The sequence below is a fragment of the Glutamicibacter sp. BW80 genome, from assembly GCF_002332385.1.
GTDB lineage: Bacteria > Actinomycetota > Actinomycetes > Actinomycetales > Micrococcaceae > Glutamicibacter.
Genome location: NZ_NRGV01000001.1, coordinates 18,574 through 33,341 on the forward strand (window position 1 = coordinate 18,574; position 14,768 = coordinate 33,341).

The 14,768-nt window shown below is 60.4% G+C and carries 11 protein-coding genes and 1 riboswitch; of the genes, 6 read left to right on the plus strand and 5 right to left on the minus strand.

The window, feature by feature from the left end; all coding sequences use genetic code 11:
- Window positions 1–18: 18 nt before the first annotated feature.
- Window positions 19–459 carry a MarR family winged helix-turn-helix transcriptional regulator gene (locus tag CIK76_RS00095; RefSeq protein WP_096257478.1) on the minus strand — a complete coding sequence of 147 codons (441 nt, stop codon included), beginning with the start codon at window positions 457–459 and terminating at the stop codon, window positions 19–21.
- Window positions 460–552: 93 nt separating this feature from the next.
- Here CIK76_RS00095 and CIK76_RS00100 point away from each other — a divergent pair, with 93 nt between their 5' ends.
- The 3 genes from CIK76_RS00100 to CIK76_RS00110 all read left to right on the plus strand — a co-directional run bounded on the left by CIK76_RS00100 (window position 553) and on the right by CIK76_RS00110 (window position 6,585).
- Complete coding sequence (locus tag CIK76_RS00100; RefSeq protein WP_096282677.1) at window positions 553–2,001, plus strand: MFS transporter; 1,449 nt, start codon at window positions 553–555, stop codon at window positions 1,999–2,001.
- Between the two features lie 194 nt (window positions 2,002–2,195).
- Window positions 2,196–2,303: riboswitch (TPP riboswitch) on the plus strand.
- Window positions 2,301–4,043: a phosphomethylpyrimidine synthase ThiC gene (gene thiC, locus CIK76_RS00105; protein WP_096282679.1), complete on the plus strand. Its 1,743-nt coding sequence runs from the start codon at window positions 2,301–2,303 to the stop codon at window positions 4,041–4,043. It overlaps the preceding riboswitch by 3 nt.
- Before the next feature lie 1,036 nt (window positions 4,044–5,079).
- Window positions 5,080–6,585 (plus strand): SulP family inorganic anion transporter, encoded by a 1,506-nt coding sequence (locus CIK76_RS00110; protein ID WP_096282681.1) that lies wholly within the window; start codon window positions 5,080–5,082, stop codon window positions 6,583–6,585.
- 17 nt (window positions 6,586–6,602) lie between these two features.
- Here CIK76_RS00110 and CIK76_RS00115 read toward each other — a convergent pair whose 3' ends face one another.
- A complete protein-coding gene (locus tag CIK76_RS00115; protein ID WP_240520576.1) occupies window positions 6,603–7,067 on the minus strand; it encodes a GNAT family N-acetyltransferase in 465 nt (154 codons plus the stop codon).
- Between the two features lie 272 nt (window positions 7,068–7,339).
- On the opposite strand from CIK76_RS00115, the gene CIK76_RS00120 reads away from it, so the two are divergent.
- A complete protein-coding gene (locus CIK76_RS00120) occupies window positions 7,340–8,635 on the plus strand; it encodes an MFS transporter (RefSeq protein WP_255248302.1) in 1,296 nt (431 codons plus the stop codon).
- Window positions 8,632–9,054, plus strand: coding sequence for a DUF1801 domain-containing protein (locus CIK76_RS00125; protein ID WP_096282684.1), 423 nt, complete (start codon window positions 8,632–8,634; stop codon window positions 9,052–9,054). Before CIK76_RS00120 ends, CIK76_RS00125 begins: the two co-directional genes overlap by 4 nt.
- A gap of 9 nt (window positions 9,055–9,063) precedes the next feature.
- On the opposite strand, the gene CIK76_RS00130 is transcribed toward CIK76_RS00125, so the two are convergent.
- Complete coding sequence (locus CIK76_RS00130; RefSeq protein WP_096282686.1) at window positions 9,064–10,173, minus strand: hypothetical protein; 1,110 nt, start codon at window positions 10,171–10,173, stop codon at window positions 9,064–9,066.
- A gap of 238 nt (window positions 10,174–10,411) precedes the next feature.
- Here CIK76_RS00130 and CIK76_RS00135 point away from each other — a divergent pair, with 238 nt between their 5' ends.
- The gene (locus tag CIK76_RS00135) at window positions 10,412–11,062 is read left to right on the plus strand and encodes a class I SAM-dependent methyltransferase (RefSeq protein WP_096282688.1); all 651 of its coding nucleotides are present in this window, start codon (window positions 10,412–10,414) and stop codon (window positions 11,060–11,062) included.
- Window positions 11,063–11,243: 181 nt separating this feature from the next.
- On the opposite strand, the gene CIK76_RS00140 is transcribed toward CIK76_RS00135, so the two are convergent.
- On the minus strand, window positions 11,244–12,728 hold the full coding sequence (locus CIK76_RS00140) for a rhamnulokinase family protein (protein ID WP_096282689.1): 1,485 nt from the start codon (window positions 12,726–12,728) through the stop codon (window positions 11,244–11,246).
- Window positions 12,725–14,761 carry a bifunctional aldolase/short-chain dehydrogenase gene (locus CIK76_RS00145; RefSeq protein ID WP_096282691.1) on the minus strand — a complete coding sequence of 679 codons (2,037 nt, stop codon included), beginning with the start codon at window positions 14,759–14,761 and terminating at the stop codon, window positions 12,725–12,727. The genes CIK76_RS00140 and CIK76_RS00145 overlap by 4 nt, the downstream gene beginning before the upstream one ends.
- Window positions 14,762–14,768 lie beyond the last annotated feature (7 nt).

Consider the following 14,768-nt stretch of genomic DNA (forward strand, 5'->3'; position numbering starts at 1 on the left):
CCCTTGACGCGTAGCCGACTACTTACCGCCCTGCTGTTCGCGGTAGTCCTCGATTGACGCGTTGAACTTATGCAGAAGTTCTGCGAATTTGTTGACTTCTTCGGCCGGCCAATCCGAGGTAATGCGGTCGATTGCGCTGACCGAATGCTCGCGAACCTCCGTGAGCCGCTGCTGCCCCAGTTCGGTCAAGGCAAACTTTCGCGCAACACTGCCCGCCGGATCGAGGATTCGTTCGAGATAGCCGTCCCGCACAGCGGTGGTGGTTTGACGTTGCAGGGTCGAGGCGTCGAGGAGAAAAACCGTGCTCATTTCACCGATCGACATCGGCCCCTGGACTTCGATGCGGCTCATCAGCAGATAGACGCTGCGATCCAAGCCATCACCGCTTCGGCGCTGCGCGATGGTGTAGCGGCTGAGCAGCGTTTGCTCATACTCGATATCTGCTGTGCGGCGTTTCATGTACCTAATTCTCCACTTCTACTCATTCGATCATACCCGAACATGTATTATGAACATTTTATGTATCTTACACATTCATTCTGAGAGGCTCTCGTGTCCAAACCCACCTCTGCCGGGATTCCCGGCTCAGGTCTAGCCGTCGCCGTTCTCGCCTCCGCGGGCATCGCGTCGTCGATCACCCAGACCATGGTCACGCCGCTGATCCCGCAGCTTCCCAGCATCTTTGGCACCTCAGCGTCAAACACCGCGTGGATCATCACCGCCACGCTACTTGCAGCCGCGGTGGCAGTACCAATTTCCGGGCGCTTGGGCGACCTCTTTGGCAAACGGCGCATGCTGCTCATCCTGGCGCTGCCACTGATCCTCGGTTCCATCGTGTGCGCCATGGCCCCCACGGTGGAGGTCATGATCGTCGGCCGCGCGCTGCAGGGCCTTGGCTCGGGCATTGTGCCACTGGGCATCGCCATGCTCCGTGACCTGGTTCCGAAGGAACGCCTGTCTTCGGCCATCGCCACGGTCAGCGCCACGCTGGGCGTCGGAGGTGCAATTGGCATGCCGATCTCAGCCGCCGTCATTGATTTCGCCAACTGGCGCGCCCTGTTCTACGGCAGCGCGGTAGTCACGCTGCTGGTAGTCATCGCCATCTGGAAACTCATCCCTGCCCTGCCAGCAGGAGCCGCCGGACAGCGCTTCGACTGGCTGGGAGCCATTGGGCTGGGCATTGGCCTGATCTCGCTCATGCTTGCCGTCTCCAAGGGCTCCTCTTGGGGCTGGGCGGCACCGCTGACGCTGGGCCTGTTCGGAATCGCCGCCCTCACGCTGCTGCTCTGGGGCATTTGGGAAACACGGACCAAGGATCCACTCGTTGACCTGCGCACCGCTGTTATTCCGCGCGTGCTGCTGACAAATATCGCCTCAATCTTCGTCGGCTTCGGAATGTACGCCAGCATGCTGGTCATGCCACAGATCCTGCAATTGCCGTCGCAGACCGGCTATGGCTTGGGCCAGTCGATTCTCGCAGCCGGCCTCTGGATGGCTCCAGGCGGCCTGATGATGCTGGTGCTCTCCCCTGTCGGCGGGCGGCTTTCCGACGCACGAGGCCCGAAGTTCACGCTGGTACTTGGCGTTTCGGTCATCGCCGTCGGCTACGGACTGACCCTGCTGGGCATGAGTAGCGCGTGGAGCCTGATGCTCACCAGCCTCGTCATCAACGGTGGCGTGGCACTGGCCTACGGCGCCATGCCGGCGATCATCATGGGCGCAGTCCCCCGCAGCGAAACGGCTGCGGCCAATGGCTTTAACACGCTGATGCGTTCACTGGGTACCACCACAGGCGCCGCGGTCATCGGCCTGGTACTGGCCCAGATGACCACCGATTTCGGCGGAGCTTCACTACCGTCAGAATCCGGATTCCGCATGGCGCTGATACTTGGAGCTGGCATTTCCGTGGTCGCGGCCATCTTGGCGGCCTGCATTCCTAACGCCGGGAAGAAGCCCGCGATCGAAGTCGACGCATCGCAGGAACTCAGCCTGAACAAGTAGTCGCCCCGACTCTTCGGAATTGCCGAGTTTATGCTCAGCTTTGACATAGAAACCCCGGGTAATGTCGTAGACACCTCCTTGAAGGTGCGAGTGATGATCGTAAGGCTCCCGTTGGATATTGCCCAACGGGAGCCTTTCACTTTAAAGTTTCTCGTCTTCCTTGCAAGACCACGTTGCCAGTCGTGATACCTTGTTTGAGACCACACGGGTGCCCTCGCAGGGGCTGAGATCGGGCTAGCGCCGTCCGCGACCGTTGAACCTGTCCGGGTAATGCCGGCGAAGGAAGTGAGTTTCCCACAGTGGAACAATTTGAACAGCACCCTGCCCACACCCTTGCCTACCGTGAGTCTGCGGGAATTTCGGTTCCCGTCACGCAGATCCAGCTGGCAGATGCCCCCAACGGCGAGCCGAACGAACCGCTGCAGGTGTACCGCACCAGCGGCCCGGGAAGCGACCCGACCACCGGGCTGAAACCATTTCGAGAGTCGTGGATTCGTGAGCGTGGAGATGTCGAAAACTATGCAGGGCGCGAACGCAACCTGCACGACGACGGCAGATCCGCGGTCCGCCGCGGCACGGCGAGCGCCGAATGGGCCGGGCGCTCGGCACCACCGTTGCGTTCGGCCCCCGGGACGCGGGTCACCCAGATGCATTACGCACGGCAGGGGGTCATCACCCCGGAAATGCGCTATGTGGCCCTGCGCGAAGAATGCGACGTCGAGCTGGTGCGCAGCGAGCTAGCGGCCGGCCGGGCAATCCTTCCGCTGAATATCAACCATCCGGAATCCGAACCGATGATCATCGGCAAGGCCTTCTTGGTAAAAATCAACGCGAACATCGGCAACTCGGCGGTGACCAGCTCGATCGCCGAGGAAGTCTCCAAACTCCAGTGGGCCACCAAATGGGGTGCCGACACGGTGATGGACCTTTCCACCGGCGACGATATCCACACCACCCGTGAATGGATCATCCGCAACTCGCCGGTCCCCATCGGCACCGTCCCGATCTACCAAGCACTAGAGAAGGTCAACGGCGAAGCGAACGAACTGACCTGGGAGATCTTCCGCGACACGGTCATCGAACAGTGCGAGCAGGGCGTGGACTACATGACCATTCATGCAGGTGTGCTGCTGCGCTACATCCCGCTGACCGCCAACCGGGTCACCGGAATGGTCTCCCGCGGCGGGTCGATTATGGCCGGCTGGTGCCTTGCGCATCATCAGGAGAATTTCCTTTACACCCACTTCGACGAACTCTGCGAGATTTTCTCCCGCTACGATGTCGCATTCTCCCTGGGCGACGGGCTGCGTCCAGGCTCCATCGCGGACGCGAATGATGCGGCCCAGTTCGCCGAGCTGGATACCTTGGCGGAGTTGACCAAGCGTGCCTGGAAATATGATGTTCAGGTGATGGTCGAAGGCCCCGGGCATATCCCTTTCCATCTGGTGCGCGAGAATGTGGAACGCCAGCAGGAGCTTTGCGACGGGGCGCCGTTCTACACGCTCGGCCCGCTGGTCACCGATATCGCTCCGGGATATGACCACATCACCAGCGCAATCGGCGCGACCGAAATCGCCCGCTATGGCACCGCGATGCTCTGCTACGTCACGCCCAAAGAGCACCTGGGCCTGCCCAACCGGGATGATGTGAAGACCGGGGTGATCACCTATAAGATTGCGGCGCACGCGGCGGATCTCGCCAAGGGCCACCCGGGCGCCACGGCGCGGGATGATGCGCTGAGCAAGGCGCGCTTCGAATTCCGCTGGAATGACCAGTTCTCCCTTTCACTGGACCCCGTCACCGCTCAGGAATACCACGACGAGACGTTGCCGGCGGAACCAGCGAAGACCGCGCACTTCTGCTCAATGTGTGGCCCGAAATTCTGCTCCATGCGGATCTCCCAAGACATTCGGGATGAATACGGATCCGCCGAGGCACAGGCTGCATTGGCCGGGATGGCCGAGAAGAGCCGGCAGTTCCTTGAAAGCGGTGGCAAGGTATATGTCGGAGAAGAGATACCCGTTGGACCCGGCACGCTCTAGAACCGGGAAACCCGAAGCGCAGCCAAAGTGCCTGCACAGAAAGCGCGCTTAAAGTTATAAGTACCTCATTGAAGGTGCGAGTGATGATCGTAAAGCTCCCGATGGATTGTATCCATCGGGAGCTTTTCACTTTTAACCGTTCAACTCACCGGACGGCCCGAGCCCGACGGTTCAGACGAAGGCCCGAAATTTGTCGACGGAATGATCGGCAAACCTTTCCGCCGTTTCGGCATCAGCTACCGAGCGGTACTACGGGACCTTCCAACTCAAGATTCCGTGTTTGCCGGAGATCGCCAATACCCAACATCCAGCTCATTCACCTGATACCTCTTCTTCTGCCACCAGACGGATCCGTAATTCTTGCGGATCCGGTGCCGGGATAAATCGCGTGCCACCTACCCGTTGCTTGAATACGGAGCCCACCCAAAGCTCCAGCATAGAGTCCTGTCTTAGAGTGGAGTTACCTCATTGAAGGTGCGAGTGATGATCGGGAGCATCCCGCCGGGCAACCGGCGGGATGCTCTTGTTAATCGACAAGATAATCCTCGTCAGCGGGCCGATCTTGGATTGTCGGGTTATCTCGCGGAATTACTCAGCCCCAGCACAGAGTCGACTCTTAGGCTGGAGTTACCTCATTGAAGGTGCGAGTGATGATCGTTAGAATTCCCGCCGGCTTAGCCGGCGGGAATTCTTGGTTAAGCCGGGCGCCCTCGAGCGGCGAGAGGTTCCGTGAGAAAACGGTGGTGGCAGTTGGGCGCCGTCCATGGCCGTCACGCCCACACCACAGGGCGCACCGGCTTCCCGGGTTGAAAACCCCACACCGATCGCCAACAGAACTTAAAACGTCATCCACAGAGCCAGCGTAGTTCGGGGTATCCTCCGAGACCCCAATCGAAAATAGTGTTTGGACTGCTCGGCTAAGACATGTAGTACGCATCATGCACTCGGCGCTCGCTGAGGCTTCGGTAAATGAGATAATTCTGTCAGGTCCCCTCCGCATTTTCGATTCGGGGATGTCTAACTGAATGGAGCCCCTATGGCGATCGTGGCCACCGACCTGACTCCGCTAGAACGCCAGTCCGTATGGCGCACGCTGAAGTCCCCGAGACTTCTGAAAACCGAGCTTCTGGCCGGGTTAGTAGTCTCCCTAGCATTGATCCCGGAGGTTATCGCCTTCTCGATCATTGCCGGTGTGGACCCCAGAATCGGCATCTTCGCCTCGTTCACGATGTCGATCGTGATCGCTTTTACCGGAGGCCGTCCTGCGATGATTTCCGCGGCTGCCGGCGCGGTGGCCCTAGTGGTCGCTCCCCTGGTGCGCAGCCATGGGGTGGACTATCTCTTTGCCGCGGTCATTCTCGCCGGAATCTTTCAAGTCGTCCTCGCCCTGCTAGGTGTGGCGAAGCTGATGCGGTTCATCCCCAGACAGGTAATGCTCGGCTTCGTCAATGCTTTGGCCATTCTGATTTTTCTCTCACAGATGCCCGAGCTGACGGCTGTACCGTGGGTCGTTTACCCGCTGGTGCTGCTCGGGCTCGGCATAGTCTATTTCTTCCCCAAGATCACCAAGGCGGTTCCCGCCCCGCTGGTCGCAATCGTGGTGCTGACCCTGATCACCGTGTTCGCCAAGGTCGCCGTGCCTACGGTGGGAGATAAGGGAGAGCTGCCCGATTCGCTGCCCTTCTTCATCATCCCGCAGGTTCCCTACACCGTGGAGACCTTGAAGGTGATCGCGCCCTATGCGTTGGCAGTCGCATTCGTTGGCCTACTGGAATCGCTGCTGACGGCCAAACTCGTAGATGACATCACCGACACCCCGTCGAGCAAGACCCGGGAATCCTGGGGTCAGGGGACCGCCAATATCGTGACCGGATTCTTTGGTGGAATCTGCGGCTGCGCCATGATCGGCCAAACCATGATCGGGGTGAAGGCCTCCGGCGGGCGTACCCGCATCTCCACCATGTTTGCCGGCGTGTTCATGCTCTTGCTTGCGGTACTCTTCGGCGACATCGTGGCGCAGATTCCGATGGCGGCGCTTGTCGCGATCATGATTTTCGTGTCGTTCACGACGTTCAATTGGCACAGCATCCGTCCGAGCACGCTGAAGATGATGCCCAAGAGCGAAACCGCGGTCATGGTTGTCACAGTGGTCTTCACCGTGGCCACCAACAACCTGGCCATCGGTGTGGGCCTGGGCGTGCTCACCGCAGTGGTGCTCTTCGCCAACCGGGTAGCGCATTTCGTGACGGTCAAACGCAGTGTCACCGGGGTGGAGGACGGCCAAGCGGCCATCTACACCGTCGACGGCGAATTGTTCTTCGCTTCCTCCAACGACCTATACACCCAGTTCGACTACGCCGGTGATCCGCAACGAATCATCATCGACATGTCCGCCTCCCATCTGTGGGACGCCTCCACGATCGCAGCGCTGGATTCGGTGACGGATAAATACGAGAAGTACGGTAAGCAGGTTCAGGTACTGGGCCTCAACGAGGCAAGCCTGAGAATGCGCGAACGCTTGGGCGGGAAACTCGGCGCCTAAGGCGCGCAGCGCCCGATTCAGTCGAGCCGACGATGCATGAAGACGCTGTGCGGGTCCTCGGCATAGGAACCGAACGGTTCGCAAACTGTGAACCCGGCCGAGGCATATAGTTGGCGTGCCGGAATGAAATGATCGTGTGTTCCCGTCTCCAAATAGAGATCGCTGATGCCGGTCGCACGGGCGTGCCCGATCAAACGTTCCAGCATCGCTCGGCCTAAACCCCTGCCGCGGTGCGCCGCTGCGGTGCGCATGCTTTTCAACTCGGCTCTCGACTTGTCCAGGTTCCGCAACGCCCCCAAGGCTGCGATCTGGCCTCCGAGATAGCCGGCAAATATCGTCATGTGGTTTTCCCCGAGCTGTGTGCTGTTCAGCGCGTGGCGGCTTTCCGGCGGCGCGGTCGGGCTCATCTCACGCAAATGCTCAGAGATCGATAATTCCACGGCCGGATCGGAGGCGCTAACGTGCCTGAAGATGATTTCCATATTCATAGCCTTGCAACATCCGATGACAGCCTGATTTCCCGGATGTGACCTGCCGAATAATAATCTGCGCGAAGACAAGTGAGCCAACAAGTTCTGTTGCTACCTATCGGGCCCGCTGACATTGTCGGTAGTTGTCAGTATTCTTTTCACTACTACACACTGGCGCACCATATGAACATGGGACCCTTCCGATGACCGATGTACCTCCGGATCGTGAACTAGACTCGATCGCACCGAACCCAGGGGTTCCACGCGACGGGCAACGATCCTTCATGCATATCCTCGTCAACACGGCGGTAGCAAACCTCACCACGAGCTACTTGTGGTTTGCGCTGACGTTCTGGGTCTACCTCGAAACCGAAAACGTGATGGCCACCGGAATCATCGGCGGTACCTTTATGCTGCTGATTGCGCTGTTCTCCATGGTGTTCGGAACCATCGTGGACAACCACAAGAAGAAGTCGGTGTTCGTATTCTCTGCAGTGTTCACCGCGCTCATGTTCACTTTGGCAGCGTTGATCTACCTGTGGCTGCCCACCGAATCCATTCTGAATATCGGCGGCTGGCAATTCTGGTTGTTCTGCGGAGTCATTCTCATCGGCGCCGTGGTGGAGCAGATGCGTGGCATCGCCTTGTCGACCACCGTAACCCTGCTGATTCCCGTGGAACGCCACGCCAACGCCAATGGGCTGGTCGGTACGGTTCAGGGCATCGCTTTCATCGTCACCAGCGTGTTCAGCGGGTTGTCCATTGGCCTGCTGGGCATGGGGTGGACGCTCACCCTGGCGTTGGTCCTGGTCGTGGTGACGCTCATACATTTGCTGACGGTTTCGCTGCCCGAAGAAGCACCCGAGGTGGAACCGGGGCATACCAAGCGGACCGACCTCAAACTCGGATTCACCACCGTTCTGGCCATCCCTGGCCTGTTCGCCCTGATCATATTCTCCATGTTCAACAACTTCATCGGCGGGGTCTACATGGCGCTGATGGATCCCTACGGGCTGACGATCATGAGCGTAGAAGCCTGGGGCATCGTCTTTGGCCTAGCTTCGACGGGGTTCATCATTGGCGGTCTGCTCATCGCCAAGTTCGGTCTGGGCAAGAACCCGATTCGAACCCTTTTGCTGGCCGTGGTGGTGATGGGCATGCTCGGTGCGCTCTTCACCATTCGAGAATGGACCTGGCTCTATATTCTGGGAATCTGGCTGTACATGATCCTGATCCCGGCGGTTGAAGCCTCCGAGCAGACCGTGATCCAGAAAGTCGTACCCTTCCGGCGCCAGGGGCGGGTCTTCGGGTTTGCGCAGATGATGGAGGCCGCGGCAGCACCCATCACCGCATTCATGATTGCCCCGGTGGCCCAGTACCTGATCATTCCATTCATGAAAACCGAAGAGGGCGATGCGAGCCTCGGCTGGCTTGTAGGCCAGGGTGATGCACGAGGTATCGCGCTCATCTTCCTCGGCGCGGGGCTAATCATGGTGGTTGCGGCCTTGCTGGCCATGGGCAGCAAGCAATACCGCAAGATCTCTTCCATATTCCAAGCGCCCGAACCGGTGACCACGTGAGCACCGCGAAAACCCGACCTACCAACGCAAGCGTGGAGGACTTCATCCAGTCGGCCACCCCGATAAAACGACGCGAAGACGGCCAACTGCTCAACAGCATCTTTCGCGAGGTCACAGGGGCTGAACCGGTGCTGTGGGGGCCATCGATTATTGGCTACGGGCAGTACACCTACGTCTCACCATCAAACTCCAGGAACACCGGAATCTGGCTCAAGACCGGTTTCTCTCCCCGCAAGGCGCAACTGTCCATCTACGGGTTGAAAGATCAGGAAGCTGGCGCACAACTGCTCCCCCGGCTAGGAAAATACACCGAGGGAGCAGGCTGTGTTTACGTGAAAAAGCTGGAGGATATCGACATGGAGATCCTGCGTCAGCTCATCAAAATTGCTTTCGCCAGAGCGGAGGATTCCCCGGAGTAGCCGGCAAGCCTATTCCGATTCTTCGATCAGGCTCTCCGCTTCGCTCAGGCCTGCAGAAATGACCGGTAGCAGTCGCTCGTCAACACCGTACTCTTCGCCCTTGACCTGAAGCAGCCCGAACGCCGCCAGCGAGGCCAGTGCCTCACGAGCTTCGGGAAGAACCGCGTCGAAGTTCTTCGGACCGCAATTGCGGCGTAGCCCTTCGAAGTCAGCCTCACGGCCGGTGACGGCGGTGACCAGCAGATTCCGCAGCACCAGGAAGAATGCTTCGTCGCGTTCGGTGAAGGCATCGTTAGGGATAAGGTGGCTTTGCACGCAGCCGACGCCCATCTCGAAGAGCAGCTGCGCGCTCTCGGATTCTTCGCCTTCGACAAAGTGCGCGAAGGCCTCTTCGTCGCGAACGATCTTGCCGCCGGAAGGGTCAACAACTGAGAGTATGGCCGCGTTCCAGACGTGGGCGAACACATCCGGGGCTGGCTCGTCGACCTTCACCGTCGCCGCGTCCACACCGACCGCGTTCATCACGCGAACCCGTGCCTCATTGTCGGCTTCGCTGAACGCGCTGATGTCCACGCCGTCTCCCAGAGCTTCGGAGAAGGCCTTGACCTTGGCGTACAGTTCAGTGCCGCGCAGCAGTGCGCACAGCTCCGCGTCTTCCTCGGCGAAACCCTTCAGCGCGTCGTCGAGCAGTTCACGTAGTTCGGTGAGGTTCTCTTCCCCGCCTTCCCAGGTTCCACGGGAGGTCAGGAAGGAGAAGTAGTCCAGCCAGGCGGTGAAGATTGGCTCGGCTTCGAGGCCCTCAGGCAGGTTCACCAAGAATTCGGCGAATACCTGTCCGAAGAGCTCTGGGTCGATATCTCGCAGATTGGAGCTGCGCGCCAGTTCGGCATATTCGGCGCCGACCGAGCGCACCACGCCCAGCTGGATCTCAGCGATCTGAGCGGCTTCCGCGGCGCCGAAGGCCGGCACGGTTTCGGTGACCCACGCGGCGTAGTCCTCGCGCATCGCATCTACCGAAATTTCTGCCTGGACTTTGAAGACGCTGCGGCCGCGCTGTGCTGCTTTTGCGGGGTTTCCTGCGCCCGAGTTCTTCTTGCCCTGCTTCTTTTTGCTGGCCATGAAATGTCCTTGGTTCTTGTGCGGATTCGTTTTGTTAAAGCCTACGGGCTGAGCCCGGCTCGCACTCATTCGCTCCGCATCCACCGGGGTGCGAATTATCTCGAACTTTGGCTCTCCACGAGTGAATTTCATCGATTGCGATCCCACTTTTTGCGCGTGAGGCAAATTCGGATGCCAGCATCGCGGAATCACCTTAGGCTGAAGGCATTACTTTCAATGATCGCTAAGCGGGGACTCAATGCACGAACACCACCACACCACAGCACCGGACGCGGTGGCCTTCTGGGAGAGCCACTACGGACAGTCCGAACGGATCTGGTCCGGGAACGTCAACAAAATGCTTGCCGAGATCGTGGCAGATCTTCCCGCGGGCAGGTCTCTGGACTTCGGTTGCGGAGAGGGTGCAGACACCATCTGGCTGGCGAACAAGGGATGGCAAGCAACCGGTGTCGATATTGCTGCGACCGCGGTTGAACGGGCACGCTCCGCGGCAAAGGAGCAGGGACTCAGCGAGAAAGACGCCAGCTTCATCGCGGAGGATCTCACCACCTGGGACAGCGAAGAGCGATTTGACCTGGTGACCCTGAGCTTTTTCCAAGCCCCCTTCGAAATTCCGCGGGCAGAAATCATGCAGAAGGCCGCCTCGCTCGTAGCCCCGGGCGGGCATTTGCTGGCGGTTTCGCACGCCGCGGCCCCCTCCTGGGCCTCCAACGAACAAATGGCTCAGCATCGATTCCCCACCCCGGATTCCGAGCTGGAATCGCTGAGCCTGGACTCGAATGCGTGGACAATCCTGCGAGCCGAAATTGTCGAACGCGAGGTCACCGATCCCGACGGCAAACCGGCGACCTTGGAAGATACTGTCGTATTTGTGCAGCGCGGCAACTAGGCACGGTCAACACACTCGCCGAAGGCAGCCGCCGAATTTGCGGCTGCCTTCGTTTGCGCCAGTTTTGTCTCACGGCGCATTAAAGTACAAGACCTAGCGAATGAAGAAGATCTTCGTTCACTAGGTCTTGGCACTATTCATGGGCTATGAACAGCGCTGATACGAGATGCCCACACGAATCTCATACCAAGTTTTTTGCCAGCCTGGGTTGGTAGCTCACCCAATCAACAGATTTTCGTACCAGCTCACGCACTTCCCCCGTGGTCCAGGGGCGCGATTCCATGGCACGCAATTGCACCAGCACATTGCCCAGGGCCGTGCATTCGACCGGTCCGGCGATGACCGGGATTCCCGCACGATCGGCGGTACGCTGGCAGAGCAAACTGCCTTGCGAACCACCACCCACAAGGTGAATCGCGTCAGGCACAAACCCGCCAAGTGCTGCGGCCCTGAACGCCTGGGTGGCGAAGCTCTCGGCGAGGGACTCGATCACGATTCGAATGATCTCAGCTCGGGATTCCGGCTTCTTGCCACCTGCTTCGATGACCGCGTCGCTGATCCGTTCGGGCATTGCCCCCGGAGCCAGGAAGCTATCGGCCTGCGGGTCGATGAGCGTGCCAGGGACCCCCAGCTGTTCGGCCTGCGCCAAGAGCTGCTCCAGCTTCACGCTGTCGCTGCCGTCGGTTTCGGCCTGCTCATTCCATTCTCGTATTGCCTCGCTGAGCAGAAAAGTTCCGGTCACATTCTTCAGGAATCTGACGGTTCCGTCGAGGCCCAGCTCGTTGGTGAAACCCGCTTCCTGCGCACGTGGCTCAAGCACCGGCGACTGGAGCTCAACCCCCACCAATCCCCAGGTGCCGCACGAAATATAGGCCGAATGCGCGCTCGCCAACGGGGTGGCCGCCACGGCGCTTGCCGTGTCGTGCGAGGCGACAGCGAGCACCCTGACCTCAGCGTGGGCTCCGAACTCGCGAGCCAGCGATCCACGCAAGTTTCCGACCACTTCACCCGGGCGAATCAAGGGAGCTAGCAAGCTAGCGACTTGCAAATGCTCGCTCAGTTCCGCGTCCCACGTCCCGGAGTTCAGGTTCAACAGCCCGGTGGTGGAGACATTGGTCCACTCGCTGCGCGCCATTCCCGTCAACAAATAGTTGATGTAGTCCGGGACCAAGAGCAGCGTATCGGCTTGGGCCAGCCGGGATTCTTGCCGTTCGGCTTCCAGCTGATACACCGTATTAAAAGGCAGGAACTGCAAGCCGTTGCGGGCAAACAACTCCTTTCGGTCAAAGCTGGCTTCCAGCGCCGGGACGGCGAGCTCATTGCGCGGATCCCGGTAGTGCCGTATCTGCCCCAGACGTTGCCCATTTTTCAGCAGCGCATAGTCCACCGCCCACGCGTCCACGCCGATGGAAGCGATGTCGGGTTGCTGGGCGAAGGCCATCGCCAACCCGTGGCGAATTTCTTCCCACAGCTGGTCGATGTCCCAGGCCAGCGCCCCGGTGTCCGCCCCGTCTCCCAACGTGGACAGCGCAACCGCGCCGTTGGCGAAGCGATGCACCAGGCTGAGTTCAACCTTGCCGTCCACCAGCTGGCCGAGCATTACTCGGCCGCTGGTGGCGCCCAGATCGATGGCCGCAACAGGTGCGGTGTCCAAATTCGAACTCATCGCAGGAAGGCCGCCGCAACACCCGAGTCGACCGGGATGTGCAGGCCGGTGGTGCGGGTCAGCTCCGGACCGGTGAGCACGTACACGGCATCCGCCACGTTCTCCGGGACCACTTCACGTTTGAGGATGGTGCGGTTCGCGTAGAACTGGCCGAGGTCTTCCTCGTCTACCCCGTAGGTGGCGGCGCGGTTGGCGCCCCAGCCCGAGGCGAAGATGCCCGAGCCGCGCACCACTCCGTCGGGGTTGATCCCGTTCACGCGGACCCCGTGTTCGCCGAGTTCCACGGCCAGCAGGCGCACCTGATGGGCCTGGTCGGCCTTGGTGGCCGAGTAGGCGATGTTGTTCGGGCCGGCGAAGACGGAGTTCTTGGAGGAGATGTAAATGATGTCTCCGCCCATGCGCTGGTCGATCAGCACCTGGGCCGCCGCCTTGGACACCAGGAAGGAGCCCTTGGCCATCACGTCGTGCTGCAGGTCCCAGTCCGCTTCGGTGGTTTCCAGCAGCTTCTTGGACAGCGACAGTCCGGCGTTGTTCACCACCAGGTCGATACCGCCGAAGGCGAGCACCGCGGCGTCCATGGCCGCCTGGACGGCCGCGCCATCGGCCACATTTGCGGCGACTCCGACGGCCACATCGGCATTGCCCAATTCCGCGGCCGCGGCCTGCGCCTTGGCCAAATCCAGATCGGCAATGACCACGCAAGCACCTTCGGCGGCCAGCCGGGTAGCGATCGCCTTGCCGATGCCCGACGCGGCGCCGGTAACCAGGGCGATGCGCCCGGCATGGCTCTTCGGCTTAGGCATGCGAGCCAGCTTGGCTTCTTCCAGCGCCCAGTACTCGATGCGGAACTTCTCCGCGTCGGAGATCGGCGTGTAGGTTGACAGTGCTTCGGCGCCACGCATCACATTGATGGCGTTCAGGTAGAACTCACCGGCCACGCGGGCGGTCTGCTTATTTGCACCGTAGGAGAACATGCCAACACCGGGGATCAGCACGATCAGCGGGTCGGCGCCGCGGATGGCCGGGGAGCTTTCATCCTTGTGGGCGTCGTAGTAGGCCTGGTAGTCGGCACGGTATTCCACGTGTAATTCGGCCAATCGGGCCAGCTGCTCCTGAAGGGTAGCGGTGGCCGGAAGATCCAGCACCATTGGCTTGATCTTGGTGCGCAGGAAGTGATCCGGGCAGGAGGTGCCCAGTGCGGCAAGTTCGGCTAGTTTTTCGCTCGCCAGGAAATCAAGGACTCGCTCGTCGTCGGTGAAGTGGCCAATCATCGGCTTGTCTCTCGAGGCCAGACCGCGAAGGGTCGGTGCCAGGGCGGCGGCGCGCGCTAGGCGTTCGGTTTCCGGCAGTGCTTCGAAGCCGGGCAGCTGGGCCCCGAATGGCTGGGCCTTGCCGTGTTCGCTGATGTAGTCCGCGGCGGTGTCGATGATCCACAACGAGTTGGCTTCGCATTCCTCGGAGGTCTCGCCCCACGCGGTGATGCCGTGTCCGCCGAGGATGCAGCCGACGGCGTTCGGGTTTTCATCCTTGATTGCGGCGATATCCAGTCCCAGCTGGAAGCCCGGGCGGCGCCAGTCCACCCAGAGCACCTTGCCGCCGAAGATCTGCGCGGTCAGCTCCTTTCCATCCTTGGCGGTGGCGATGGCGATGCCGGAATCCGGGTGCAGGTGGTCTACATGGGGCGCGTCCACCAGGCCGTGCATGGCGGTATCGATAGAGGGTGCGGCTCCGCCCTTGCCGTGTAGGCAGTAGTCAAAAGCCGCCACCATCTCATCTTCGCGGTCCACACCCGGGTAGACGTTGGCCAACGAGCGCATCCGGTCCAGCCGCAGGGTCGACAGGCCCTTCTCGGTCAGGGTGCCTAGGTCTCCGCCCGATCCCTTGACCCAGAGCAGCTCAATCTGTTCTCCGGTGACCGGGTCGGGCTCGAAGCCCTTGGCCGAGGTGTTGCCGCCGGCATAGTTGGTGTTCTTCTTTTCCGCACCGAGGCGGTTTGAACGGCTGATGAGCTGTTCTGCGGTGCTGATGGTCATGGTTTCT